A 26,039-nucleotide genomic window follows, 5' to 3' on the forward strand; every position below is an offset into this window, starting at 1 on the left:
GCTTATATTATAGCAAATTTCTTCTGAGCAATCAAAAAACCAGGAGACCCTGGTTTATGATTAATTTTGTTCTGCGTAGTATTCTTGACCAAAGCCAGCAACTTCCGCATTGACTTGCCAATGGATACCGAATTTGTCCTGCAATGATCCATAAGCTGGTGACCAAGGTACTGCTTGTAAGTCCATTGTGATTTGTTTTGCATCTTCAGACAATTTAGCAAATAGGTCTTTGGCTGTTGCCTCGTCATCGGTAATCAAAGCAACTGTAATGTTGTCGCCCACCGCATAAGGCAACTCTGGGTTGTTGTCTGACAACATAAAACGTTGACCTGTACTCAGACGGAACTGGGCATTCATTACATGATTTTCCATCTCTACTGGGCAATCTGGCAAGAAATCTTTGAACAAATTCACTTGTTCAACTTCTGCGCCTAGCGCTTTCTTGTAAAATTCAATTGCTTCTAATCCGTTACCATTCGTAACCAAATAGACTTCCATTGCTTTTAGCATGTGTATTTCCTCCTTGCCAATTTAGGCTCCTCATTATACCATGGGAAAATGGTCCGTACAACTAATTAGTGCTATTGAGCGTAATCCCCGCCTTCAACCCCATAATACTCTTCCAGAGTCAAGCCAGATTGGTAGATCTCTGTCGCTTCTTGACCTACATAACGGATATGCCAAGATTCTGGCATGTAGCCTGTTGACGCTTCTTTTCCTTCCAAATAGCGAACCACAAAGCCATATTCATGGGCATGCTGAGCCAACCACTGACAAGCTGTCGGTTCCGTTAAAAGGTTGCCCGCAGTATCAATCAGATCAAAGGCCAGTCCAGTTTGGTGTTCTGAATAACCTGGTCTAGCTGAGTAGCGATCGGCATTTGCTTGACCGTCTTGGTTGACATAGTTTTGGTAGAGCGAAGCCTGTGTTTCATAGGAACGAAAACCCGAGTATTGATTGGATACCGCAAAGCCTTGCGCCTGCATATTGGCTAGTAACTCCAAGAAGGAAGCAAGGGCAGTTGGGTCCTCTCCAGGTGCATAAGAGCTTGCTAGAGGATGTTTTTTATTGACAATAATGACTGGCCCATACTTGCCTTCAACATAGTAATAAGACCCATTATAGGCAGCATCTTGGCTGGCCTGACCTGTTTGGCTTGCTTCTGAAGAACTACTTGTCTCAGACTCAGCTTGAGTCGAACTGGCAACTATCTCCTGGGAACTGTTTGAGCTAGCTGCAGTCTGGCTACTTTGACTGTTACTTTCGCTAGTTTGCTTTTCTTGAGAATTTCCGCAAGCAGCCAGCATTATTAAACTAATACCTAACAATATCCAATATCTCTGTTTCATATCCCTTCTCCTATTCTTTGATGGATAAAATATCAAAAAGTTCACTATAACGTGAAATGGTGTAGGTTGGTTGAGCAGGACCTTGATTGATTTGCTTAGTTGGATTATACCAAACAGAATCGATTCCTGCATTATTGGCACCTTGAATATCTGCAGTCAAGCTGTCCCCTACCATCAAAAGACTGGTCTTATCACCACCTGAAACCTGCTCTGCTATTTTATCAAAAAAAGCAGCCGCAGGCTTCTGGGTCCCCATCCTTTCTGAAATGAAGACATCTGTAAAATACTGCTGGATGGGAGAATGGTGCAGGCGGTTCTCCTGGATGTAGGTGATACCGTTTGTGGCCGCATACAGCTGGTAGCCGTTTTGGGTCAACTGGCGTAACAGTTGGTCTGCCCCTGTAAAAATTTGTCCCTGCTTACCGATAAATTCCTGATAGGTCAGTGCCATCTGGCGGCCATCCACTTGGCGGCCAAACTGGGCAAAGGTTTTGGAAAAACGTGTGTCAATCAACTCCTGCTTGCTAATCAAACCCTTTTCCAACTCCTTCCACATGGCTTGGTTAATTGGACGATAGACATCCTTGAAGGCCTGAATATCAGTCACATCCATAGCCTGCAAAAACTGGGTTAAAGCGAGTTCTTCCCCACGCGCAAAATCCAGCAAAGTATGGTCTAAATCAAATAAAATATGTTTGTAATGCAATTCGGTTCCTTTCTTAAATAAGCTATTTATAGGTTATTCTAAAAATTTAATTCATTATTAAACACTCACATGTCTGGCAAATTAAGGCAAAGGTCCTTCTCCATGAGCATGGTCAAGTCTTCATTTCCAATAGCTTCTTTTTCTGCTAGACGATTTGCTTGGAGCGACAATGAAGCTTCAAAAAGATTTCGAACTGCTCGTCCATTTGAAAAATTTGATGGTTTCTTATTACAGAGCTTTTGTAAGTAATCTTTCAACGAAAGGCTTGCATCAGTTGTTAGCTGCATCTCATAATTTTGGCAATATAGGTTGAAGATATCAAACAGTTCTTCTGCTGTATAATCAGGAAAGTGGATGGATTTGTTAAATCTTGATTCCAATCCAGGATTTGAAGCCAGAAAGTCATTCATTGGTCCAGAATATCCAGCAACAATCACGACAAAATCATCACGCTTATCTTCCATAGCTTTTAGAATCGTATCAATTGCTTCTTGCCCAAAATCAGATCCACCTTTAGCAAGAGTATAAGCTTCATCAATAAACAAGATGCCACCCATTGCCTTGTCAATCACCTCTCTAGTCTTTATCGCAGTTTGACCGACATAACCCGCTACCAAATCAGACCGATCGACTTCAACCAATTGCCCCTCCGACAGAATTCCCAATGCTTTGTATATCTTTGCGATTAATCGAGCAATGGTCGTCTTACCAGTTCCGGGATTTCCTAGAAAAACCAAATGATTGGAAGTTTTTATTTGCTTATAACCTCGTTCTTTTCTGATTTTATTGAGTCTTAGCAAGTTTATTAAATTACGAACCTCACTCTTTACATTTTGCAATCCTATCAATCGGTCAATCTGCTCTAACACTTCCTCAATTGTTTCAGCTTGAGAAGAAGAAATCGAAGAACTTTCTTCTGATATACTAATTGGTTCAGTGTTAGTGTTGACTGATGTTTTTTCAAACTCATGTCCAAATTCTTTATCTAAATCTGGAACATTCTTCACATACTCTTTCAGATTTTTTACATAGTCGATAAATCCTTGTACATTTATCGATTTTTTATGTTTTTTACTTAAACTATAGTGCTGCCCAATCACAATGATTGATTTTATATAGAGGTCAGAGAGTATGAAGCCGTTACTTTTCTCCTTGACTTGATCAATTTGACAAAGCATCTTGAAGGAAGAAGGAATATTCCCATTTTCATCTCCTATGCATTCAACTTGAATCTCTGAGAAATAGGTCATCATAAAAAGATTGATGCGTTCTTCGCTATCTTTAAGAGATATTTTTTGAATAAAGGTTAGGAGATCTTGACAGACCAGCTGCTTCAAGGAAATTGGTCCTTGTTTCGATAAGTGTTTTGTATCAACACTATCACAAGCATATAGAAGTCTGTCTATAGCATTTTTGATTTCTAAATCCATTTTCAAACCTCAAATTTAAAGCAGAGCGACTTGATCCATAATCGTATGATAGACTTGACGCGAGGCTGCCGAATCTTGAACTAAGGTTTCTTCCAAACTGGATACAATAGTTTCTTTTAATTCAGCTGTATTAACTTGATTTAAAGTTTGGAAAGTTTGTTGATCATCTAAAGCAAGAATTAAGTTTTGATTATCTTCAATCACTTCTTTCTGCGAGAAAACTTCTTCCATTAATTCTGCACAGTAGATATCCATTTCAACTGTTGTCATATTGGACTCCAAAAAAGCATAGTCTTGTAATCTTTCAAGAAACCAACCTGATTGCAAAATATCATATACACTCATCCATCTATCATGAGAAGAATGCCATACACTTCCACTATTTAATTTTGCCTTGTTATTAAAATAGTAGAGCTCGTCATAAAACCGTAATGACATGGTTAACATAGAAAGAAGCGAGAAAATTGACAAAATGATTGAACTTTTATCTGTTGCAATTTCCTTCTTAAAAACAGCAATTAATAACTGTAAGACATTGTATAGTTGATCAACTAGTTCACGCATTTTTTCTTCAGAATATGGATTTTGACGTCTTCTAGCATCCAACATGTCTGTATATGAAGAAAGAACTTTATTAAATTCATAGCCAGTCTGAATATCATGTCCCTGTTTTACAGTTTGATGGAGATGTTGAATTTGTTGAGCGATTTCCTCACTCATTTGTTCGAGTTTAGCATATAAAATTGCAAAGCCTGCACAGGTTGCAACCAGATTCAAACAATTCAACGCAAGGGTTATATTTTGTAAAACAGTAACATTTTGAAGCAATTGAAGCCCATTATTGGTTAATTGTAAATTTTTATGTATTGCTTGAAAGACCTGGTTTACCAATTGAGCAGCCTCTTTATTTTGAACTTGATTAATCGCAACTTTCTGAATCGCTCGTATTTGTTTATTATTCCCTCTCAATACTATCTCAAGGACACCTTTTTCATTAAGAAAACTATACAGTTCATGCAGACTATGAATATTTATTACGTTAGACATTGTTAATCTCCTTGAATTTTACTCTCCATAAGCTTACAATATACGATAATGGTCATGATCAGATAGAATACTTCACTTGAATAGATTCCATTCATTGAGAAAAATTCTGCTACTTGAAAATTCAATTTTTTAGCTTGTTCCTGCTTCATATTGAGAATAATTTGTTCAATAGAAAGAGCATCAATAGATAAATCAAAATTTTCAAATTGCTTTGAATCAGATTGGAGAGCAGAATTGTAAAGACAAAACATAACCCTGCAATAATCAATTAATTGATGGACAGAATGGAATTGTTTTTTTCCAACTACCTTAGCTTTATCATAATACCGTCTAGCTCGTGGTATGAGCGGGGGATCCATGACCTTCTTATTCCCTTTTGGTGCTTTGGCAATTTTATTAGAAACCAATTTATCTAAGAAAATGCTGTAATAAACCAAGTGTTTTTGAAAAGGTATCTTGGTCTTCAATTCCAATTTTTCTAAATAATCATACAATTTTTCAGAAAAAATCAACTTATCAATCTGATTGTTTTCTAAAAAGTTAAACTGTAAATACTCACCAATTAGTAATTTTTTAACATTCTGAAACTCTTTGGTACTGAAATCCATTATCGTGTTGTTTATAAAGTCTTTAAAATTCATTCATTCTACCTTTTTTCACAAAATTTATACATTCTACTCATCATATTTTTATATAAAAATTGCCCTAACTCTCCATCCCTAATTCATCCAAAAAGAAGCGATTCAGTGGTAAGATATCCTGTCTCTCATCCTGAACAGTTTGGATATAGACTTCAATTTCTCGAATGCTTTCTTCCACATAGTTTTGAATCGGAAGTAAGGGGGAAATGAGTGTTTCTTCTGGATGGTTGATTTTCAAGTCCAGCAATGCTGCGACATGGGTTTTCATTTCCTCTGGAAGCAAATCCTGAACAAGGTCATCAAACAAAATAGGGGGAATGGTATGATACTTCTCAATCCAACGACAGGCCAAAATAGGGCGCAAAGCATAAAAATATTTTTTAGGTTTGACCTGTTCACCAAGTAGGTATTTTTGCATCTGGCCTTTTGCAGTGTTGAGATAATGATGGAGCATCTTTTTCTCAGAAAAATAGGTCTGAGCATACTGGCGAATTCGCTCAATAAAATCTGTCTGATGATAGACAATCGGCGACTGCAACCATTCAAATAAGGTTGGGTTTGACTTAAACAATAGTTTCAAGGTTTTGTCTAGATCCCACCCACTCACATCCCAGGTTTCATCAATCGGCAATTCAATCACATCTCGGCCTTTATCCAAAGCTAAATAAAAACCTGGCTTATGTTTGTAGATAAAACGAACATCGAAATCACTGTCTGGTGATTCAAAACCCCAAGCACGACTACCTGATTCGATTGCCCACAAGACCTCAACATCAAATTCCTTCTCAATCTCCCGCAATTTTTGGGGGACTAAACGATTCATCTCTTCTTGACTGTGCATACTAATCTCCTCTTTCTCTTTATTATATCATCTATCTCTCCCAGACAGCAAAAAAACTACAACTTTATGGTTGTAGTTTGAAAAATTGCTGATACGATGCTTTAGTTTGATCGTTCATATTTACCTCAATTCTAAAAAATTATAACATCTCTAACAGTTTATATTCAATTGTTACCACCAATTCCAGAGGCAACCATTTAGGCGATTTTGCAAGGTGGATATGTTTCTATTCCCTCAAACTCCTAGTCAACGGAAACAAATACGTACCCACAGGGTAAACGGAAATAGACTTTGATAATTTCTAACTATCACTTCCACTCACTCCAAAAATTACTTACTCTAATACTTACCCACCACAAAGCAAAAAGCCTTGCAATCAAGGCTTTTTGCTATCACTTTCGTTTCAAATCTTCTAGGCTTTCACCAGCAGAGCAACACACTCCACGTGTGCTGAGAGCTTTCTTCTATACTAATAGACGAAAGGGATTGAAAGTTATTTTAGAATGATACTGTGGAACGGAATTTATTTACTCTTCTTTATAGTAATTACAGCAGCTATCACATAAAAATGGATAGTCATAATCACTAGGTGTACCAAAATCATAGCCGCCACAACGCTCACAGCCTGTCACCTCATTTATTTCTCCACAGTTCAAACACTTTCCTCTGTCAGTAAAAGCTTCGTCAATACATATCCAATACTCTCCACACTCTTGACATGGTAAATCTAAAATTGGATAAGAACCACCGTCTTTAATAATGGAATATTCGGAACTTCCCACCAAATCCTTATAGTCTATAAAATCACTATTTATTATATCAACCATTTTACTACCTAATCTAGACAGTTCGTGCTCTGAAACACCATCCATCTGGACCGGCATATAAGTACCTTGAAACTCATCGAATTCAACCTCTCCATTAGTATAGGACACTCTTCCAATTGATTCTGAACTTGAACTTCCATCTTTTTTATACTTTAAATATAGGAAACTTTCGGATCCTTCATAGGCGTTAATATCTGTATCAGCCTCAAAACTAATTAACTGACCATCTATTTTGTTTTCAATTTCGAATACAACACTATTTGAATTAAAATTCTTTAGTTCAGTATAATCGCTGAAATTCAAATACTCACTGAATCGGAAGGATTCTTCAATCGAATCATAAAGTCGACTAATATCTTATGACCTCCAAATTGTTCTACAATTTGATTCTACCACAAAAACGCAAAAAAGGCTGTAACCACAGTGGGTTCCCACTGTCGTCACAGCCTTTCTTTACTCTATAAATCTACCTCAGTTCCTTGCAGGAAGCGAACCGCGATTTCGCCTTTAAGTCCTATCGAGATATCGTTAAAAGGTATCAGATAGATTAACTGGTATTTTTTTAGCTTTAGTTATCGGAATCCAAAGCTCCATTTTATAATCTTTACTATCCATATCACCTTCATAATAATATTCAAAGTCAGGTTTTCCTGAATGAACATAACCATGCTCAGGGAAGAAAACTTCCAACGCATATTTCCATCCGTTATGAATACAATCCGGAACAGATCCTATTAATTCTACAACAGCATACTCCGCTTCTTCCACTTCCAAAACATCTAAGCCTATGCTTCTTGCTTTATCCACATCATTAACAATATAGCCTGCCATATAGCTAATTGTATTGGATTCTAAAACATCATGATTATCAAGGTTTAATATATCGTGGCAAACCCCAACAGATTCTCCTGTCCCAAATTTTGAGATTTCTTCATGGCTAACCTTAGAAAACAATTTCCCCCATATACCTGAACATAATGATGAATTGATGCTATTTTCATTGATCCCTGCAACTGTAAATGCTTTTTTCTTTTGAATTGTAATATTCATACTTCTTCCTCCTCTTACACTGAGTGATAATTGCACTCGTGATACTAATTTGAATGGTTTCCCGTTTCTTACCTCTGAAGGAGTAAATCCATGAAAATTCTTAAAAGCTGTTCCAAACGAATCCGATGACTCATATCCGAATTTGAAGGCAACATCAATAATCTTTTCGTCCGTATCTCTTAAAATAACGGCTGCTTCCGTCAATCTTCTGCTTCTTAAATATTCTGAGAGCGTTGTTTCGGTCAGAATAGAAAACAAGCGACTAAACATCGAGTACGAATATCCGGATAGCTGTGCTACTTTCTTTTCGTCAATTTCATCATCAAGAACTGTTTCAAGATAATCAATCGTATTGTTAAACGACTTGATAATATTCACTTCGATCCCCCTTTTCATTCGGTTTATTTTAGTATAGAGGAAGATTTCTTTTCCTACCCTACAATATCCGTACAAGTTTTATAGGTTTTATCTCTTAGAAACTTATAGTTTGCTAAGTTCGATAAACTTAGATTTTTCATAGTCCTATTTCAGCGTAAATTTTCTCTATGAATGGTGCTTTATAAGCAATATAGCTTTCTATATCGTTTGGGTAAAATTTTGCCGATAACGATTTGATACTGTTCATTCATCATTTTACCACAAAAACGCAAAAAAGGCTGTAACCACAATGGTTTCCCCCTGTAGTTACAGCCTTTGCAGACCATACCGCCCCAAAACAGGTACAACTTCAAGCCCTCATATCTAAAAAAACTGTTCTTACTTTCCTCAAGCTCCCGGATCTTCTGCTTCATCACGCTCGTAAGTGTATCAGACTGCTTCTCAAGAAGCTTTGTAGCCCTCTGTATAGCCTCTATATTCGCCTGTAACGCCTTTCTAACCTCTTGGACGGTGTTTTCCTTAACCTCATCTTTCAGGCTCCCAATCTCGCCCGATATAGCGTCTTGAAGCAATTCGTTGCTGTTCTTCAGCAGCTCTACGCTCTGCTTCAGCTCGCTGATGAGCTTCCTGTTCTGCTCTGCGTCTCTCTGCCTGTTCTGCTCTGCCCTCACTTGTTCTTGATTTGACTGCTTCATCAATTCCTCGCAGTTCTCGCTCGACATCGCCAACGCTTCTTTGAGCAGACTGTTTTCCAGCTCTGTCCGGCTCTGTCGGTTTAACTCTTGAAGCTGCTCTCTTGGACTGCTCTGCTTCTGCTGTTCGTGCATTTCTCTCAAACTCATGCTCCATACTCTCCTTTCCAAAATCCATATTGTAGTATTTTTCCAGCTTGTTATCCCTGATTTTACAAGCCTTTTCTCCTGCCTGTTCCCTGGCTAAGTCGGTATATGTGATGTACTTGTGGCTGTCCTGCCAGTCCACCCCGTACCCTCTTTCATTCATCAGCCGGATAAAGGTTTCCCGGCTGGTCGCTGTTTCCTTACAATCCAGCACCGCAAGGGCAATATCCTGCACATAGCTTTTGACCTTTCCCTGCTCTGCCTGTTTCAAAAGCTGGTAGGTGTCTTTGCTCCATGCCACCGTTTCTTCCCGGACTTCTCCAGCAAATGTCTTTCCTTTCTCCGGCACATGCAAGCCCTGTTCCCAGCTCTGCTCGTTGCACCGTTCCTTTAAGTCTTTAAGGTCGTGCTTACTCAGAGGGTAATTTAGGGTATAACAAAATAACCCACCCGAATATCGTTTTTTTTATTTGGTGAGTTTGTTCTTTCAAATACGAAACAAAAAGAGCCGATGATTCGTGAATTGTTCCACAATTTCATCGGCTCTGCGTCTTAAGCGTCTGGCTCTTTGATGACAGTTATCTTCAAGTTGTCAACTTTAATCAATCTTTCTTGTCTGCATTTTGGACAATAAAGGGGATAATTCTCCAAAACAGTGTCCTTCCTAATTTTATTACGGGTTTTGCTCCCACAAACAGGACACAATATCCATTCGCATTTCATCATAATTAGTCTCTAATCCTTTCAAATCTCATTTTATATGACTTTTGCAAGCTGTTAAGCTAACTTGTGGAACATATGCCGAACCTTATCTATACGGCTATTCGGGCGGCGGGGTTGGCAAATAAATTTACCAATAGCTGGCTGGTATCCTTTTAACTCTGTCAAGCAGACTCCCTGCCCATTTGTGAAATAAGTTAAATCGTTCCTGTATTCTTGAATACATCTAGCAGGGATTTCTCCTTTCAGAATGACCTCGTCATTCTTTATCTGAGTACTTACAATATCTGCACAATACCTTGGAGCATCATGATACGCCCGTGAGAGATATTCCTGCGGTGCATAAATTTCAAAGTGGAGATATGGCTCTAATAGTTCTGTCCCTGCTTTTTTTAAAGCCTGCTCCAATACGATAGGGGAAAGCAGCCGAAAGTCTGCGGGGGTACTTACAGGACTATAATACAATCCATATTCAAAACAGATTTTACAGTCTGTCACTTTCCATCCATACAGCCCCTGCTCGCAGCCATAAAGAACCCCCTCCATAACCGCATTTTGGAACGATTGATTTAAATATCCAAGTGAAACTCTGCTTTCATACTGCACTCCGCTTCCAATAGGGAGCGGCTCTATGGACAACCCGACAGAAGCCCAGAAAGGATTTGGCGGGACTTCTATGTGGATGGTATATTCTGCTTTTCTAAGCGGTCTTTCCATATATATAACAGTAGGCTCTTTTATTTCTGCCTCCACATGATATTTTTCCTCAAGGATGGCACAAATGACTTCCATCTGCACATTCCCCAAAAAAGAAAGTATAATCTCATGCGTTGTAGTATCCACATAATATTTTAAAAGAGGGTCGCCATCTGAAATTTCTGTAAGTGCCCCAAGCAATATTTCCCGCTGTTCAGATTTCTTTACTGCAATCGTTGTTTGGAGCATAGGGAGAGGATTTTCAATAAATTTTCTCTGCGGCAACAGCATTTCGTTCCCCAAAATACTGTTTAGCTGCAAAACATCATTTGGTAAAATTACAATATCACCAGAGCAGGCTGTATCGGATGAATATAATTCACCGTTTGTCGGAACACACATCTCTGTGATTTTTATTTTCTCTTTTTCAGATATTTTAATAACATCCCTCAAATGCAATGTTCCGCTATATATACGCACATAAACAAAACGCCGCCTTTTCTCTGAATATTCAATCTTAAAAACCTGCCCGCATAGTTCAGATTGACCTTCAGGCGTTGATGAATAAAACTTACTGGCAATCACTTCTATAAGCTGCCGAATCCCCAGATTGTTTTTAGCACTTCCGTGATAAACGGGAAATAACGTTCCGTTTTGGAATCTCCTGTTTTCTTCCTGTTCCAGTTCTGACATTTTAAACGGTTTCCCTGACATATATTTCTCTAATAGTTCATCGTTTCCCATAATTACCGCATCCCACTGTTCCATATCGTCATTGTCCGTTACATTTATATGGGGATGCTGCCCAACCTTTTGCTTCACTATAATTTCCGAAGAAAGCTTTGCTTTCATTTCTTGATATACCATTGGCAAATCAATCCCCTCTTGGTCAATTTTATTGATGAAAAAAATTGTCGGAATCTTCATTGTCTGTAGTGCATGAAACAGTATACGGGTCTGTGCCTGTATGCCATCCTTTGCAGAAACTAATAATACTGCTCCGTCTAATACGGATAAAGAACGGTATACTTCCGCCAAAAAATCCATATGGCCTGGCGTATCTATAATGTTGACTTTTACATCCTCCCACTGAAAAGATGTCACTGCTGTCTGGATAGTGATTCCCCTTTGACGCTCCAAATTCATTGTATCTGTCCTTGTTGTGCCTTTATCTACGCTCCCTGGTTCTGCAATTGCACCACTGGTATACAATAAACTCTCCGTTAATGTTGTCTTTCCTGCGTCAACGTGAGCCAGAATGCCTAAGTTAATTATTTTCATGTGATTTTCCTCCTATCAACACCCAAAAAAGGGCATAAAAATACCCAGTGATAAATACTCCTATCACTGGGTAAATAACTCCAATAGCCCCAAAACACTTATATGTTTTCGGGCATATAAAATTACATGATAAAAGTATTCTTAAACTGGGTACAAAAAACTAAGCCCCATATTAAAAGTGAAACGGGACTGCTACTTTTTGTTCCCACTATCAAATTGACAGTTTATTTAAGAATACCTTGCCGCATATTTATTAACTCCTTGTATAATACTGAATCTAATTATATTCCTTAACCCTTTATTTGTCAAGCTGACAAACTAAAGCAGAAAAAGCGGCAGGATTTCCCCCTGCCACTAATCATCTGTTTATGCAAAAATAATTTCCTTTTCCACAATCTCCCTCGCACAAGCCCTTATGTTATTGAGGCATCCTGTCCATTCTAAGGCGTTTTCTGCCTTTAGCTGTTCCGTTATGCCCTGTGCCTGTTTCATACCCTCTATGAGCCTTTCAAAGCGTTCCTGTGCCTGTCTGTCAATGTCGGCAAGGTAAGCGTTAAGTCTGCCGCTTGTAAGAAGATTGGTGTATGTAACTTTGCAGTGATGCTTCAGATAATCCAAATGCCGCTGTCCCCAGATGCCTATCGGCTGTTCTTCTTCGGCGGGTACAGTTAAGCACGGTATTAAATAATCGCCTTGCCTTTCGTATTTGCCGCCCATTTCCTCAAAAATTGTCTTTGCCATTGTCTGTTACCTCCACATTCTTTTTTATTTTGAATGTCCGCAAAATCCGTCCTACATCCATTGGAGCTTATGACCGTTCTCATAATTTACGGAATTGACAATAAAGTGCGTGTGTATATGCCCCTTGTCTATATGCGTGGCTATCAGAACTTCATGCCCTTTCCATGCCTTTGTATGCTCTGCCAGCTCGACAGCGTTCTTGTGAGCCTGCTCCGGGGTTATTTCCTCGTCCTCATGGTAGGATTGCACATAATGCTTACGTTTGCTTTATAAATCTACCTCAGTTCCTTCCAGTAAACAAACGGTTATTTCACCATCAAGTCCTATCCTGATATGGTCTAGCACTCGGCACATATCTGAGGGGTTGAAGTCTATCTGCTCCTGCCTAAGCAGGTCACTCAATGCCATGCTGTAGTGCTTATCCAGTAGGCGATTCTCTGCTAAGATTTTCTCCCACTTGCCATCAAGCAAATCAATGTTCTCGCTCAGTAGCTCTAATGCCTTTAGGAAAATCTGCTCAAGTGTCGCTTCATCCAAATGGCTACTGTAACACCCTTCCACTCCCTTAATGCGATAGCGGTTGTTACATTGCCAAACTTTACGTTTCCCTCGGCTGGTTGCCCAATTCTTTCGTCCAAAAGCAGATCCGCAAGCTCCGCAGAACACCTTGGTGGTAAAGGGGTTATCCTTACTCTGCATGATATAGGATTTGAGTTGATGCTCATCTCGGTAGGTTTTGCGTCTAGCCATTTCCAGTTGAACAGTCTTCCAAGTCTCCTCATCAATAATGGCCTCATGGCTATTTTCTACATAGTATTGGTTAACCTGACCGTCATTTTGAACTCGTTTCTTAGTCAGAAAATCAACGGTAAAAGTCTTTTGCAATAAGGCATCACCCTTGTACTTTTCATTTTGAAGCATTTTCTGTATAGCACTTGGATACCAATTTGCCTTTCCTGTCCAACCAGGTATTTCATTGTCATTCAAATACTTAGCAATGGATTCAGGACTGTACCCCTCTAAGAATTTCTCGTATATGAATTTAACAGTTTCAGCTTGCTGAGGGTTAATGATAAGCCTACCATTCTCATCCTTGTCATAACCCATGAACTTTGTGGTATTCACGCGCACCTCACCACGTTCAAACTTTTTACGAATTCCCCACGTCGCATTCTCTGAGATCGAGCGTGACTCATCCTGTGCTAAGGAAGAAAGGATTGTAAGGAGAACTTCACCTTTGGAATCTAGGCTGTCAATATTCTCCTTCTCAAAAGTCACACCAACACCAAGTTCTTTCAACTCTCGGACGTATTTTATACAATCAAGGGTGTTTCTTGCAAAGCGACTGATCGACTTTACCAAAATCCTATCCACCTTACCAGCCCTACAATCTTGTATCAAGCGGTTAAAAGCATCACGTTTTTTGGTATTAGTTGCTGAGATGCCCTCATCCGCATAGATGTCAACTAACTCATAGTCCTCGTGTTTGGAGATATAATCTCGGTAATAATTAACTTGGTTTTCATAACTTGATAGCTGTTCGTCTTGGTCGGTGGACACTCGGCAATATGCGGCTACATTGACTTTCTTTCTGACCTGATGTTGAACGCTGGTCTGCACTTTCTTGGCCGGAATAACTGTAATACTTTTCCCCATCTCTATCCCTTTCTATCACTTTTACTGGCGAGGTTACTGTCCAATTTGAGATATCTACTTCTGGCACACGCATCCCTTGACAAGCTGCTTTTCCTTCCTTAATGTATTTGGAACAGCACCAAACAATTTTTTTCTTGTAAGAAACTTGTCTCTTTAGAGTCGAACCACAATGCTGACACTTTAATAACCCCGTAAATTTATAGGTTTTGTTTCTACCTTGTTGCCATCTTCTACTGTTTAGTTTTACCTGGACTGCTTGCCAATCTTCCATTGAAATAATAGCTTCATGATTATCCTCTATCAGGTATTGTTCGAGTTCCCCCTGATTCAATTTTTTAGGACCATTCACACCATCGTGAAAATACTTCTGCAATAAGACCGAACCGTTGTATTTTTCATTGCTTAACATTTGACGGATTGTGGTGTCATGCCATTTAGCACCTGTAACCGTCGCAACTCCCTTTTCATTTAACAGTTTGGCAATACGATGAGTACCATACCCTTCAAGGTAAAGTGCAAATATTTTTCTGACTATCAAAGCTTCTTCTGGATTGATAATCAACTCACCATTCTCGTCTATATCATATCCTAAGAATCGCTTGGTGTTAATGACTAGCTCTCCTCGTTGAAACTTCTTTTGAAATGCCCAACGTTGATTGCCACTCATACTCCTCAACTCGTCCTCAGCAATACTAGCTAATACTGAAAGCATCACTTCCCCTTCACTAGAAAGGGTATGAATGTTTTGTTCCTCAAAGAAAATGTCTACTCCTATTGCCTTCAGTTCACGACTAATTTCAAGAACTGTAACCGTGTTTCTAGCAAATCGAGCAATTGACTTGGTATGAATAATATCAATCATACCTTTACGACAATTTTCAATCATGGCTTGAAAATTTGGACGATTATCCTTAGAACCAGATATACCTCTGTCATGATAAACACCTACAAAATCAATATCGTCTCTATTGGAATACAGGTTTTCAAAATAATGTTTCTGATTTTCTAACGATTCTAACTGACTTCCATTAGTCGTCGAAACTCGAATGTAGGCACAGATCCTCTGCTTGTGTTTTTGTTTATTGACTCTAATCTTTTTTACGGACATTTACTCTCCTTCCTATGTAATGGCACACTATATATCACTCTAAAGGGAAAATAAGTCAAGTTATCAGACAAACTAATTCGACCTGATAAATTTATGCCAAAGTTCATGGAATACAAATATTCCTCCTACCTTACTAGGTAGGTTTGGGAGTAATTTTTCCGCACTTATTGAAAAAAAAAAGCAAAAAAATAAAGCCTGATGTTCCCACCAGGCTTAAGACTTAATTATGATATTCTAAACCAACCTACAACTTTACCGAGTTTAACTGTTCCAGTAGAATCGTAGAGTGAGCCATCCGCCATCCATTGCCGTTTCACACGACGAGTAATTCCACCGCCACCAATTTCTAATTGGTCATTGATACCGTTCTTATTATAGTCAGAATATCCATCAATATTCTGTTCCACACCATCAATACTTTTTCCGTCAGAATCTGTCACACAGACACCAATATGCCCATAGACCAAACCATCTGTCTCAATGACATAAAAATCACCTGCTTTAGGATTCACACCCCAAGCATCGTAGATTACTTGGAAACCATTTGATTTTGCTTTCTTCAAACAATCAATGGCATTTGTATAGGACATATTCTTGTCCGTAAGCTCTTGAACAATCTTATCCACCAAGGCAACACACTGTCCACCATAAGGGTTAGATGGAACGGTCACCTTTTGACCGACCTTGGATAATGCTGACGCAACCACACGACTGGCAACACTGGTTGGAATAGCGGTTGTTGTCCTTGAAGCTGTGTTAACCTTGAGTGTTTGCCCAACTTTCAGGATATCCGACTTCTTCAAACCATTCACCGCAAGTAGGGCATCTACTGTTAAACCAAACTTCCGAGCGATTCCATAATACGTATCGCCTTTCTGTGCTTGATAGGTCTGCTCACTATGGCCTTTAGTTGTTCCTTCTACATCCTGCTCAAGCACCCATGACTTGATTCCATCAAGTAGATAAGCTCTCTTACTGTTGGACTGGTGAATATTCTTCACTTGAAGGATTTTGTAGGTGCGCCCCTTGACCCAGTTGGCGATTTTCTGACCAGTCTGATAATGAGTCGCATGAGGCAACACCCTAAGACTATCACCAACAAGATAGACTGGTTTTGAAGGAGTTCCTGAACTCCCAACGGTTGAACTGGGTGTCGAGGGAACTATGGTCTTGACCTCAACTCCTGTTATTGCTGACACAAGACCTCTCGCAATATCCTCTTTCTTGTTCTCAAAAATCGCCATATCTTGTTCATTATCGATGAAAGCAATCTCCACCAAACGATAGGTGTATCCACGACTTGCTGCTTGATTGGCATTATATAGCCAATCTACCTTCTTAATGCCACGATTTTGGAAATAGTGTGAAAGGAGAGACAGGATAGCCATATCTTCCTTATCTGCTTCTAAGGAAGATTGAATCAAGACTTCTGTACCTTTAGCACTTCCATTAAAGGCATTGAAGTGCAATTCAGTAATCGAGTCGTATCCCTTACCAATACTAGTAATACTCCGATAATCATAAACATTTTGTTCGGTAATAAAATCAATTCGCTGTCCACTGTACTTAGACATTAACTTGGCTAATTCTCGAACCTTTCCTGCTTCTGTGATACCTAGTTTGGCATTCACTGCTCCAGGATCATAGCTTGTTCGCCCTTGGCCATGACCACAAATGACTAGATGTTTTCCCATATCTTCTCACCTCTCGTTGATTTGTTTTAAGATTGCTTGTAGTTTCTCAGGTATTGGTAAACCAATTCGAACGGTATTTTCTAGAATACTTAACCCCTCATTACTGAGATAAAAGAAAATGACCATGGTTCGAATTGTTCCACCCTGCTTGATGATTGCAGTATCAATCAGATGACCTAGTGAAACTAAAAATAAAATGGCTATCTTTTTAAAGATGCCACGAAAACCGATACTACTTGACAATTGTTTCTCTACAACTGCCGCAAAAATTCCTGTTAGATAGTCAATAATAATGAAGACAAGTAGGGCATATAAGATACCATCCAACTCTCCAAATAGACTACCAATCAAGCCTCCAATCATGGAAAATAAAATCTTATTAAGAGTTAACAGTTCCTTCATCGGTCACCTCACTTTCTACTGGGCCTTCCTGCACAATGGTAGGGTCTGACCAATCCGGTTGACCGTTCTCATCAAACCGCATCAGATAAAAACATTCATGAAATAAATCAGAAAGATTCAGAGTTAATGTGGTACTACCCCACTGATTAAACGCCCAAACTGTTTCTGTTGTAACCAACTGCCGCCTTCCATTTTTAATGGCAGGTCGCCTTACTTCTTCAAGATACATGTAAAAATCCTGCTCTGCTGTCTTACAACGAATGAACTCTCCATTCTTACGCATGTAAGCGAGAGCTGTCTCCAAATCAAATGGTTCTGTTACTTTGTCAATATTGAGAAGTGCCATGATAACTATTCTCCTTTCCTTTCTTCAGGTTTTGTCTGAACTTCTAATAGCTCAGTCAATTCCTGTTTTTCTTTACGCAATAGGCTAAGTTCCTCATCCCTTTCCACCAATTGGATGGCAATGAGGTTCTTAGCGGTAATCTCATCAGATAGCTTGGAGACAAGCTCCTGGATGGTTAATTTTAATGATTGGTTGATTTGTTCTAGATTCATCTGTGAACTCCTTTATTTAATCGTATCCCATGTCAAGATGACGTCACCTCGACCTGTGATGTTTACTAAGTGTTTAAAATTGTGATTGAATTGATGAAGTACGTCTTTCAAGCTGACATAGGTTGTCCCATTTCGATAGATGCGGATATCTCCGATATTCAAAATAGAACTTGGTCGGTCAGATGCTTTAAAAGCATCAATACTCAGTCGGTTAGGCAACGTTACAATCTCCCACCCATCTGGATTGGTATATGGAGCACTAGCTAAACGTACTTTATCACCTACCACATCAATTTGGTCAGTATCAGTACCGTTCCATGCTCTAATCCCTACAAAGCCACCGTCATTGGCATTCCAGTTGTTCCATCGATTGGAACCGATAATGGTTACACCACATGGCTTGCCGTTTGAGGTACCTGTTTCAAATGAAACCCACTGGTGAGGATAACCACTAACCTCACGAGAAATGGATGGAGAGTTTGTAAAGAACTTGATGTTTCCAAGTGACAGATTGATTTTCATGGCTCCGTTGATTGCTGACAAGATACCACCAGAAATGTTGTTGGCAGATAGTGTTACTGACTGCACTTGGGTTATAAAGGCTGATTTGGCAAATAACTGCTTAAGATAGGCTTCTGTTGCCATAAACTTGGTAAAGAAAGCTTGGTCAACCTTTAACTTATCCGCAGTGATTGCTTCTGCTCCAATTCGAGCTGCAGAGATAATACCTGTCGTAATCTTTCCTGCATCAAGACTGGCAATCTTACCGCTCGCAATTACTCCATCTTGGATATAGGTTGTGCCTGTAATTTGGACGAGTTTTCCATCAATCTTGACTGTGCCATCCTTATTGAGATTGAGCTGACTCAGGACTGTTCCTGCACTGGTCAGATTTCGAACCGACCACGCCCCTGCAAGTGTTGAAACCTGAGTTTGAATGGCATTAACTGCCGCCGTTGTCGCTCGACTTGTTTCTAGATTGCCCACTCGTGTCACAATCCCATTAGCCGTTTGGACAACCTGACTGATTTGATTGGTGTGATCTCCAATTGTTCGAGTATGACTACTTACAGTATCCCGCACTTCATGAAAGGCGGTTACCGTCGTAAAGTCGTCTAATGACGGTGTCCAGTAGTCTGGAAAAATATCACCAGTTGATACCATTAAGGCTCTCACATGGAACTTACCAGTTTTAACCCCATCAACTCTGACTTGAAGTTCAAATCCTTTAGAGTGTTGGTACATCTCTTGAGTGACGGTGGCGGTCAGTTTTATCAAGCGATAGTTGTTACCCGTTGTCAGATTGCTACTCCATTTATTATAGAAAGGGTGATACAAATTCCAGTTGGTCCATGTCCAGGCATTTTGACTATCCAAGATTGGACCTTGAAGTTTCATAGTACGAGACGTTACAGCGGGGTCAAAGGTAATCTCATCCGCTGAGACATGAACATATAAATGAACTTTTGATCCAACATAAATTCCACTACTATCCCCAAATTGCACTCTTCCTAAAGAGGCTATCCAGTTACTATTGGTATTTATCGTCTGATAAGCACTCCATCTGTCTGAAGTACCAGCTATTAAGTTGCGATGCGAAACTGAGGTAGGGATTCTGCTTTCCGTTTGACTGATTCGCTGGGTAAAACTATCATAGGTGGTTCTAACCAAATTCTGCACACTAGTTGTCGTCGCATAGGGCTGGAGAGAACTGCTGGTTAGATAGCCACGACCCATAATATTTGAATCGACCTGTGACTTGGTTTGGTAGCCTTTTGAGTTAATTGCAGATTCAACTTGCGTACTCGTCAGTCGTTGTTCGATTTGCCCAGCCTGTGTTCGGATAGTGGTTTCCGCACTTGCTACTCGACCGCTCAAATTATTAAAATCCGTCTTTGCGACTTTCTGTGAGATGGCATCATTGGCAATAGTTAGCTCAGACTTGGTCTGACTAATCATTGTCGCATTGCTAGTTGCTTTTGAAAGGGCTGCTTCTGCCGTAGATTTCACACCGTCCACAAAGGTCTTGTCAGCTTTAAGTAAAATGGACTGGGTCGTTTGATTAATACTTGTCGTATGATTCTCAACTGTACTCTTGAGATTGTCATAGTCCATTTTAGATACTTTACTAGCCACATCACCCAACAATTGCCTGATTTGGGTTTCAGCATTCATCATTTTATTCTCAGTATGAGTAAGCTTTGTAGACAGCTGAGTTTGGCCCTCAGCTGTCTGAGTAATTAGTGTTCTGGTTTGACTGAGATCTGTGATTAAGTCTTCAGGAGCAGGTGACCAGTCAGTAGGCATAGAAGAAAGTTCAAACTTTGGTCTTCCAGCTAAGGCATTTCCTCTGACTTGCACAAAAAGATTGAGCTTTGCTACACTAACAACCGATACACCATCAGGAATACGAACCGTTCGGTATATTCGCTCGCGAGGTTGGGTTGCTGAAACAACTTTATAGCAGTTTAGATAGAGAGGATTGCCATTGGATAAAGTCAAGCGTAGCTCGCATCCTATCCTAGACTGTCCTCTTTCATCAGGCGACAGATTTTCCCCCTTGATATCAACGCTGATCGTCACAAACTTTCCTGCCTGAGCATAGTCGATAAAGTCCGAAGCACTATCTAGAAACTTACTCCCGGATGTAATATAAGTATCACTTTTTAGTATGTAATTTCGACCACCAAAATCAACTGGAATCTTAGCTACGGTCTCTCGAATCTCAGTTGTTATCCGATTCCCCAATTGCGTAATCGTTGACTCTGCAGTTTCGATTCTCTGTTTTGCTTGGTTAAAATCGCTAGTCTTAACACGCTGGGAAATTTGGTCTGCTTGCGTTTGAATCATGGATTCTGCACTAATTACTCGACCAGTCAGACCATCCACCAGTTGCTTACTCGCAAGTAGTTTTATATCCTCCTTGGTTTGTGTGAGATTGGTAGTGACAGTTGCCAACTGTCCACCTATCAGTGATTTTGCTACATCAACCAATCGACTCGCCTCAGAGATAGCTTGTGATTTTGCTGTCGCAATTTTTAACTCTGTTTGACTACGCTCCGTCGAAGTCAAGCGGTTAGCTTCTTGAATCGCATCGAGCTTGGCTTGTTCTGCCCTTCTGAGAGCTTCAGTTGCCCCAGTTTGAGCCTGTACTGCCTTTTGTTTGGCTTCTGTGGCTAGGTTGGTATTTACCCCAGCCTTTGCCAATAAATCACGAGTTGTGCGTTGCTGTTCCTCTTCTTGTTGCAGCATCTGTTGGTGAATAGAAGAAAGCTCACTATCAATGCTAGCCTTTAATCGATCCGCATAGACCTCCCCATGACTTTGAGCCTGAAGGATTGCATTATCAATGGCTACTTGACGTTTCTCAAATTCTGCATCAAAGGCTCTGTTGGCATTCTCAATGGCAATTTCAACGGCAACATCCTCACTCCGCTTATTCCCTTCAAGGAGATTATTTGCTAGGGTAGTCAAGCTTCCGCCAGTTTTACCTGTACCGATACTTGCCTTATCATCAAACGTGATAGAGCGGTAATTCTTAGCTAGAGGATCATAATCATAAGCAAGGGCTTTCTTCCTCACATCAATGCCGTGTAGCTTGCTTTTTAAAGTCACTGTATCGCCTAGATGAACTGTTTGACCATCTAATTCAAATGCCTCAATGATGATGGCATCTTTGGGCTTATCAATACCCTCTAAGCGAAACTTGCTACTAGCCCACTCTATTAACTCTTGACGAGTTCTGACACTATTATTTGTATAGGTCACTTCATTGATGAAAGGATAAGAGTTTATCAACGGACTGTCTACAGTTACTTGAAGGACAGCTTCCCTATCCTGACCCTCTTGTTTAAAGCTTGAAGTGGCATGGATACGAGTGATAATCTGTGAACTTTCTTTCGTTCGCTGATACTTTTTCAAATTGTAGTGAGTAGAGATAACAACTCCACGGTCCTGTCCTCGCTCACTCTTAATTGATAAGGCAAGGTTATCTCGAACCAGTTCTCCCTCCCAAGTTCCAAGGATAGAGTGTTTACCATCCATCAGGCTGGAGTACAGCGTCTGTTCCTTGTCCGTTGTATAGGTTCTATTCTTGACAATGTCACTGGTAAAAGAAAAATCTCCAAGTGGAGACTTGCTTGCCATGACCATGCTTGATAGTGCTGTTGCACAAGGTACCTGTTCACACCTAAATGGAGATACCAACCTAGTCATGACGTCATCTGATATGTGATAGGCCACAACTTCAAGACTGGTGTCTCCTTCAATGACTTTCTTAATCCTAAACAACTGGTGTCCCAATACTGGAACTGGGCTACGAACGAGGTAGTCCTCTTTTAACTCTCGAAATAGTCCGCTGTCTGTGATTGGATAGGTAAAATTTAGGACAAAATCCCCATTCAAGGTTTCTTTAACGCTTGCCTTTATGGTCTCTGGGAGTGGTTTCCCATGCCATTTTGCCGTTCGAACGGTTTTGTCTAATAAAGATAGCACTAAGCCCACCCCCAATTCATTTCTATTGTTAATGATGTAATGCCAGCACCTAAGACAACTCCAACCGAGTCATTTCTGGCCGCATCAATGGAAATAAAATCGCCAGACCATTTTACAGGCTGACCTCTTTGTGTCTTAAAACTTGGCTGACTAGGATTATTATCCATAATGAGTGTTTCTTGTAATCGCTCCAAGCGGATGACATCATCCCCAATCGTAAAGCTAGTTTCACTAGTCGAGTTGCCACTTATGGTAATCTTTGGAAAAGCAATGGCTGAACCTTGACTTCTAAAAGTACCACTAGTCCTAAACACCTGCGAGGTCGTCGTTTTGAACCACTTGGTTGGGTGACAAGAAAATGTAACCTTAAACTCATACACCCCCAGCTTATCCTTTTGAACTGGAGTATGGTGTACCTTGTAACACCAAAAGCGTATGGTCTTGAAACTAGCGTTCTCAAGCCAAAATCCTTCTTTCAAAAATAGCTTCAAAAAGGATAATAACTGTTCTTCACTAGGTTTTACAAGATAGAGGGTGTAGCTCAGTTCCATGACACTTCTGCGAGGATTGGTTTGAAGAACCGCTCCTGACAGGCCTTGGTGTTCTATCAATTGCGTCTTACTTTCACTTACTGTGATTGAAGGACTATCTTCCACGATTACCTTAAAAGGAAAAGAACTCGTGGACACTCCACCAATGGTTAATGCATTATGTTTAATCATGGTTTCACTCCTCTCAATCCTTGTTGACGTTCTAATTCATACACTAGTTTTTCTCCAACCATCTCCGCTAGTCGGTGAAGGTCAGTTTCTTCTCTTATCGTATTTCCAGTAATGGTGATGTGAATGGTTGGTAAATTGCTTGTCATGGTCTTTGCGATTCCTCGACCAATTGCACCCAATGTTTGTTCATTCAAGGGCAAGACTGCTTCTTTTCCAGCCTCACCTCCAACCATTAGGCTATTGCCATTCATTCCAAATGCAGTGGGCTTGGTTAAAATTCCACCTTTGGCATACCAATCAATGGAGATTCTCGGAATACCGCCCTTCAACCAATCGAGTGGATTGGCAGAACCTGATACTCGAAAATGAGGAAGGGGAATATGTGGCCATCTGATTTGGAAGTTAAAAAGATTTTTAATGGCATTGATGGCATTACTCACGGCATCTCTTGCACCATTGATAGCACTTGAAATGGTATTTTTCACACCGTTCCAAACAGATGAAACTGTATTGGATATCCCATTCAGAATATTGGATACGGTACTACTGATACCATTCCATATGGTTGATACTGTTGAACCAATCGCAGACATAACACTGGAAATTGTCGACTGAATAGCTGACCAGATAGATGAAATGACAGAACTAATGGCAGATAGTACATTTGAGATGGTATGCTTGATACCTGTCCAAGCAGTTGAGATGTACTGGGCGATGAAATTGAGGGCTAAGGAAATAAGGGACTTGATGCCCTCCCATGCTATCGACAAGACCTGTTTGATGGTTTCCCAAGCGCCAGTCCAATCACCAGTGATAACCTGCATGACTGCCTTGATGATACCAAGTACCACATTGATAGCAGTCTCGACCACAATCTTTATCATCTCCCAAGCGGCTGTGATGATGAGTTTGATATTCTCCCAACTTGCTTGGATGAGCGGTCCAAGAATAGTCATCACCGTTTGAATAACCGTATTGATGGCATTCCATACCGTGGTTGCAGCATTTAGAATCAATTGCTGGTTTTCAGTCCACCATGTGGTTAGCGTTCCCCAGATGGACATAACAAAACTAGAAATCTGCTGGATGATCATGGACAGAAAGGCATAGATACTATTCCAGATTTCCGTCACAGCCGTTCGAAAGCCTTCGTGATTCGTCCAGAGTTCTTTTAACCCAACAATCAGTAAGGTAATGGCAGCTACAATACCAACAATAATCCCCACAATCGGCAAAAATGCCGTTATCATTCCAACAACGGTTGTCCCCATAGCGGCTGCCGCAACCTGTAAGCCCAAGAAAATAGGAAGTAACATACCTACCACGGCTAAAATACCTGTGAAGATAATGACGACTTCCTTGATGGGACTGGATAAGTTGGTAAACCAAGTCGCTAGTTGACTAATAATGTCTGCCAAACTTTGGAAGACTGGAATAAGGATCTCCAGAATCGGTTGACCGATTGCTGCTAGAGCATTAGTTCCAGACTGTCTTAAGTTACCCAGAACGTTTTCCAGTCCATCTGATTCCCTTGCAGCTTGTCCCAAGGCTCCAGAGAGTTCATTGCCGTCCTCTACCATTTGAAGGAGGGTTAACTGCTTCTGAGCTTCTGATAGTTCATTGAAGGACTTTCCATAGAGCTTGTTCGCCGCTGCATTACGAGTGGTTTCTGTCGCAGAAATACCTAGAGCTGCGTCATTTTCATAGTTTCCTTTGAGGAAGGACTGCAGGTTTTCGGTGACTTCTTCGATGGATTTGTCGTAAAATGCTGCCCCATCAGCCGCTGCTCTGGTGGCACGAGTGGTCAGATCCAAAGCCTGAGCCGTATCCATTCCAGAGGTTTTGGCAAAGGAAGCCATCTGAGTGAAGGAGCCTTGAAGACGCTCTGGAACAATGTCCATCTCTTCCCCAATCTTATTGAGGGCATCCTTAGCAGCATTCTCCATATCCCCAAATACTGTAGAGAATTGGGCATTGCTGGCTTGAAGTTGAGCTGCCGCAGACATGGACTCTGTTCCGACTTCGAAGATTTTCTGAGAGATGTCTGCTAGCTTCTCACTGGTTGCTTGAAGTGCCTCAGCCCGAATGGTGTCAGACATGGCTTTCATACCATCTTGAGCACCATCGGCAGAGGATTTGGTCTCATCCATCTCGTTGTTCAAGTTATTGAGAGCGGTCTTTGCTTGGTTCAACTCAGCCTCCATCTTATTGGCTTCAATGGAATTCTCACCATATTCACTCTTTGTCAGGGCTAGTTGCTTTTCGAGATTGGAAATTTGTTTAGAAACAATTTCTGACTGTGCTCCGATCTTTTGTTGGGCTATGGCATTGCGTTCTGCTTCGGAACTATTGGATGACAAAGCACTTTCTTGTAACTCAAATTGAGACGTGACCTTGTTCATCTCACTTGCTAACTGCCCCTGCTCCACTTGGAGTTTATCTAATTGTTGAGCCGCTGAACTACTTGCTCGACCGTGATTCTCAAGTGTTGATGACACATCAGCTAACTTAGTTTCATAGGACGTTAGCAGCCTTTGAGTAGTTTCCACCTCACGTTGAAAGGCACGGTACTGGTCTGCCCCAATATCCCCAGCCTTAAATTGAGCTTCCACCTGTGATTGGGCTTGACGGAGCGTTGCCAATTTTTCTTTGGTTGTCTCGACTTGTTTTGCCAAGACTTCCTGCTTTTGAGTAAGGAGGGTGACATTGCCTGTATCAAACTTGAGAGCCTTATCAATTTGTCTTAGTTCTTTGGTAGCTTCAGATGCTTGTTTGTTCACACCCTTTAGGGCATCTTGTAAGGGTTGGGTATCGCCACCAATTTCAATTGTAATCCCCTTTATGTTTCCAGCCATAGTC

Annotated in this window: 23 protein-coding genes; all 23 read right to left on the bottom strand. The window is 40.4% G+C overall.

Annotated elements, in window-relative coordinates:
- Positions 1 to 60: 60 nt before the first annotated feature.
- Positions 61 to 510 carry a VOC family protein gene (locus JNG37_RS05655; protein WP_158455127.1) on the bottom strand — a complete coding sequence of 150 codons (450 nt, stop codon included), beginning with the start codon at positions 508 to 510 and terminating at the stop codon, positions 61 to 63.
- A gap of 71 nt (positions 511 to 581) precedes the next feature.
- The gene (ldcB, locus tag JNG37_RS05660) at positions 582 to 1,349 is read right to left on the bottom strand and encodes an LD-carboxypeptidase LdcB/DacB (RefSeq protein ID WP_158455130.1); all 768 of its coding nucleotides are present in this window, start codon (positions 1,347 to 1,349) and stop codon (positions 582 to 584) included.
- Positions 1,350 to 1,359: 10 nt separating this feature from the next.
- Positions 1,360 to 2,055, bottom strand: a complete 696-nt coding sequence (locus JNG37_RS05665; RefSeq protein ID WP_158455133.1) for a YjjG family noncanonical pyrimidine nucleotidase — start codon at positions 2,053 to 2,055, stop codon at positions 1,360 to 1,362.
- 65 nt (positions 2,056 to 2,120) lie between these two features.
- Entirely contained in the window at positions 2,121 to 3,485 is a 1,365-nt protein-coding gene (locus JNG37_RS05670) for an AAA family ATPase (protein ID WP_158455136.1), read from the bottom strand.
- A gap of 15 nt (positions 3,486 to 3,500) precedes the next feature.
- Positions 3,501 to 4,532 (bottom strand): hypothetical protein, encoded by a 1,032-nt coding sequence (locus JNG37_RS05675; RefSeq protein ID WP_158455139.1) that lies wholly within the window; start codon positions 4,530 to 4,532, stop codon positions 3,501 to 3,503.
- A 2-nt stretch (positions 4,533 to 4,534) separates the two neighbouring features.
- Positions 4,535 to 5,173, bottom strand: coding sequence for a hypothetical protein (locus JNG37_RS05680; RefSeq protein ID WP_158455142.1), 639 nt, complete (start codon positions 5,171 to 5,173; stop codon positions 4,535 to 4,537).
- Positions 5,174 to 5,237: 64 nt separating this feature from the next.
- Positions 5,238 to 6,014: a nucleotidyltransferase domain-containing protein gene (locus tag JNG37_RS05685; RefSeq protein ID WP_158455145.1), complete on the bottom strand. Its 777-nt coding sequence runs from the start codon at positions 6,012 to 6,014 to the stop codon at positions 5,238 to 5,240.
- Between the two features lie 527 nt (positions 6,015 to 6,541).
- Entirely contained in the window at positions 6,542 to 7,144 is a 603-nt protein-coding gene (locus tag JNG37_RS05690) for a hypothetical protein (RefSeq protein ID WP_024411247.1), read from the bottom strand.
- Positions 7,145 to 7,369: 225 nt separating this feature from the next.
- Positions 7,370 to 8,269 carry an AraC family transcriptional regulator gene (locus tag JNG37_RS05695; RefSeq protein WP_024412812.1) on the bottom strand — a complete coding sequence of 300 codons (900 nt, stop codon included), beginning with the start codon at positions 8,267 to 8,269 and terminating at the stop codon, positions 7,370 to 7,372.
- A 525-nt stretch (positions 8,270 to 8,794) separates the two neighbouring features.
- Complete coding sequence (locus JNG37_RS05700) at positions 8,795 to 9,409, bottom strand: relaxase family protein (protein ID WP_202848239.1); 615 nt, start codon at positions 9,407 to 9,409, stop codon at positions 8,795 to 8,797.
- A 251-nt stretch (positions 9,410 to 9,660) separates the two neighbouring features.
- On the bottom strand, positions 9,661 to 9,834 hold the full coding sequence (locus JNG37_RS05705) for a cysteine-rich KTR domain-containing protein (protein ID WP_002779755.1): 174 nt from the start codon (positions 9,832 to 9,834) through the stop codon (positions 9,661 to 9,663).
- Positions 9,835 to 9,885: 51 nt separating this feature from the next.
- Positions 9,886 to 11,805: a tetracycline resistance ribosomal protection protein Tet(O) gene (tet(O), locus tag JNG37_RS05710; RefSeq protein ID WP_014636291.1), complete on the bottom strand. Its 1,920-nt coding sequence runs from the start codon at positions 11,803 to 11,805 to the stop codon at positions 9,886 to 9,888.
- 366 nt (positions 11,806 to 12,171) lie between these two features.
- Positions 12,172 to 12,546 (bottom strand): TnpV protein, encoded by a 375-nt coding sequence (locus tag JNG37_RS05715; protein ID WP_001140406.1) that lies wholly within the window; start codon positions 12,544 to 12,546, stop codon positions 12,172 to 12,174.
- Positions 12,547 to 12,597: 51 nt separating this feature from the next.
- Positions 12,598 to 12,795, bottom strand: coding sequence for a relaxase/mobilization nuclease domain-containing protein (locus tag JNG37_RS10080; RefSeq protein ID WP_024407616.1), 198 nt, complete (start codon positions 12,793 to 12,795; stop codon positions 12,598 to 12,600).
- Positions 12,796 to 12,813: 18 nt separating this feature from the next.
- Positions 12,814 to 14,166 (bottom strand): recombinase family protein, encoded by a 1,353-nt coding sequence (locus JNG37_RS05725; protein ID WP_158455344.1) that lies wholly within the window; start codon positions 14,164 to 14,166, stop codon positions 12,814 to 12,816.
- Positions 14,069 to 15,310 (bottom strand): recombinase family protein, encoded by a 1,242-nt coding sequence (locus JNG37_RS05730; RefSeq protein ID WP_024412678.1) that lies wholly within the window; start codon positions 15,308 to 15,310, stop codon positions 14,069 to 14,071. The genes JNG37_RS05725 and JNG37_RS05730 overlap by 98 nt, the downstream gene beginning before the upstream one ends.
- A 224-nt stretch (positions 15,311 to 15,534) precedes the next feature.
- Positions 15,535 to 17,004: a LysM peptidoglycan-binding domain-containing protein gene (locus JNG37_RS05735; RefSeq protein ID WP_024412679.1), complete on the bottom strand. Its 1,470-nt coding sequence runs from the start codon at positions 17,002 to 17,004 to the stop codon at positions 15,535 to 15,537.
- A 6-nt stretch (positions 17,005 to 17,010) separates the two neighbouring features.
- Positions 17,011 to 17,406, bottom strand: coding sequence for a phage holin family protein (locus JNG37_RS05740; protein WP_014636353.1), 396 nt, complete (start codon positions 17,404 to 17,406; stop codon positions 17,011 to 17,013).
- On the bottom strand, positions 17,384 to 17,752 hold the full coding sequence (locus tag JNG37_RS05745; RefSeq protein ID WP_024412680.1) for a hypothetical protein: 369 nt from the start codon (positions 17,750 to 17,752) through the stop codon (positions 17,384 to 17,386). The genes JNG37_RS05740 and JNG37_RS05745 overlap by 23 nt, the downstream gene beginning before the upstream one ends.
- A gap of 5 nt (positions 17,753 to 17,757) precedes the next feature.
- A complete protein-coding gene (locus JNG37_RS05750) occupies positions 17,758 to 17,964 on the bottom strand; it encodes a hypothetical protein (RefSeq protein ID WP_024412681.1) in 207 nt (68 codons plus the stop codon).
- Positions 17,965 to 17,976: 12 nt separating this feature from the next.
- A complete protein-coding gene (locus tag JNG37_RS05755) occupies positions 17,977 to 22,458 on the bottom strand; it encodes a phage tail spike protein (protein ID WP_029180493.1) in 4,482 nt (1,493 codons plus the stop codon).
- Positions 22,458 to 23,180, bottom strand: coding sequence for a phage tail protein (locus tag JNG37_RS05760; RefSeq protein ID WP_029180492.1), 723 nt, complete (start codon positions 23,178 to 23,180; stop codon positions 22,458 to 22,460). Before JNG37_RS05760 ends, JNG37_RS05755 begins: the two co-directional genes overlap by 1 nt.
- Positions 23,177 to 26,035, bottom strand: a complete 2,859-nt coding sequence (locus JNG37_RS05765) for a phage tail tape measure protein (RefSeq protein WP_099809780.1) — start codon at positions 26,033 to 26,035, stop codon at positions 23,177 to 23,179. The genes JNG37_RS05760 and JNG37_RS05765 overlap by 4 nt, the downstream gene beginning before the upstream one ends.
- Positions 26,036 to 26,039 lie beyond the last annotated feature (4 nt).

The organism is Streptococcus suis (assembly GCF_016775005.1).
Taxonomy (GTDB): Bacteria; Bacillota; Bacilli; order Lactobacillales; family Streptococcaceae; genus Streptococcus; species Streptococcus suivaginalis.

Excerpts from the sequence above, each read along its gene's own strand:
- JNG37_RS05740 (WP_014636353.1), bottom strand. The coding sequence starts at position 17,406 with ATGAAGGAACTGTTAACTCTTAATAAGATTTTATTTTCCATGATTGGA.
- JNG37_RS05675 (WP_158455139.1), bottom strand. The coding sequence starts at position 4,532 with ATGTCTAACGTAATAAATATTCATAGTCTGCATGAACTGTATAGTTTT.
- JNG37_RS05680 (WP_158455142.1), bottom strand. The coding sequence starts at position 5,173 with ATGAATTTTAAAGACTTTATAAACAACACGATAATGGATTTCAGTACC.
- JNG37_RS05735 (WP_024412679.1), bottom strand. The coding sequence starts at position 17,004 with ATGGGAAAACATCTAGTCATTTGTGGTCATGGCCAAGGGCGAACAAGC.
- JNG37_RS05765 (WP_099809780.1), bottom strand. The coding sequence starts at position 26,035 with ATGGCTGGAAACATAAAGGGGATTACAATTGAAATTGGTGGCGATACC.
- JNG37_RS05730 (WP_024412678.1), bottom strand. The coding sequence starts at position 15,310 with ATGTCCGTAAAAAAGATTAGAGTCAATAAACAAAAACACAAGCAGAGG.
- JNG37_RS05760 (WP_029180492.1), bottom strand. The coding sequence starts at position 23,180 with ATGATTAAACATAATGCATTAACCATTGGTGGAGTGTCCACGAGTTCT.
- JNG37_RS05715 (WP_001140406.1), bottom strand. The coding sequence starts at position 12,546 with ATGGCAAAGACAATTTTTGAGGAAATGGGCGGCAAATACGAAAGGCAA.
- JNG37_RS05670 (WP_158455136.1), bottom strand. The coding sequence starts at position 3,485 with ATGGATTTAGAAATCAAAAATGCTATAGACAGACTTCTATATGCTTGT.
- JNG37_RS05705 (WP_002779755.1), bottom strand. The coding sequence starts at position 9,834 with ATGATGAAATGCGAATGGATATTGTGTCCTGTTTGTGGGAGCAAAACC.
- JNG37_RS05750 (WP_024412681.1), bottom strand. The coding sequence starts at position 17,964 with ATGAATCTAGAACAAATCAACCAATCATTAAAATTAACCATCCAGGAG.
- JNG37_RS05745 (WP_024412680.1), bottom strand. The coding sequence starts at position 17,752 with ATGGCACTTCTCAATATTGACAAAGTAACAGAACCATTTGATTTGGAG.
- ldcB (WP_158455130.1), bottom strand. The coding sequence starts at position 1,349 with ATGAAACAGAGATATTGGATATTGTTAGGTATTAGTTTAATAATGCTG.
- JNG37_RS05685 (WP_158455145.1), bottom strand. The coding sequence starts at position 6,014 with ATGCACAGTCAAGAAGAGATGAATCGTTTAGTCCCCCAAAAATTGCGG.
- JNG37_RS05655 (WP_158455127.1), bottom strand. The coding sequence starts at position 510 with ATGCTAAAAGCAATGGAAGTCTATTTGGTTACGAATGGTAACGGATTA.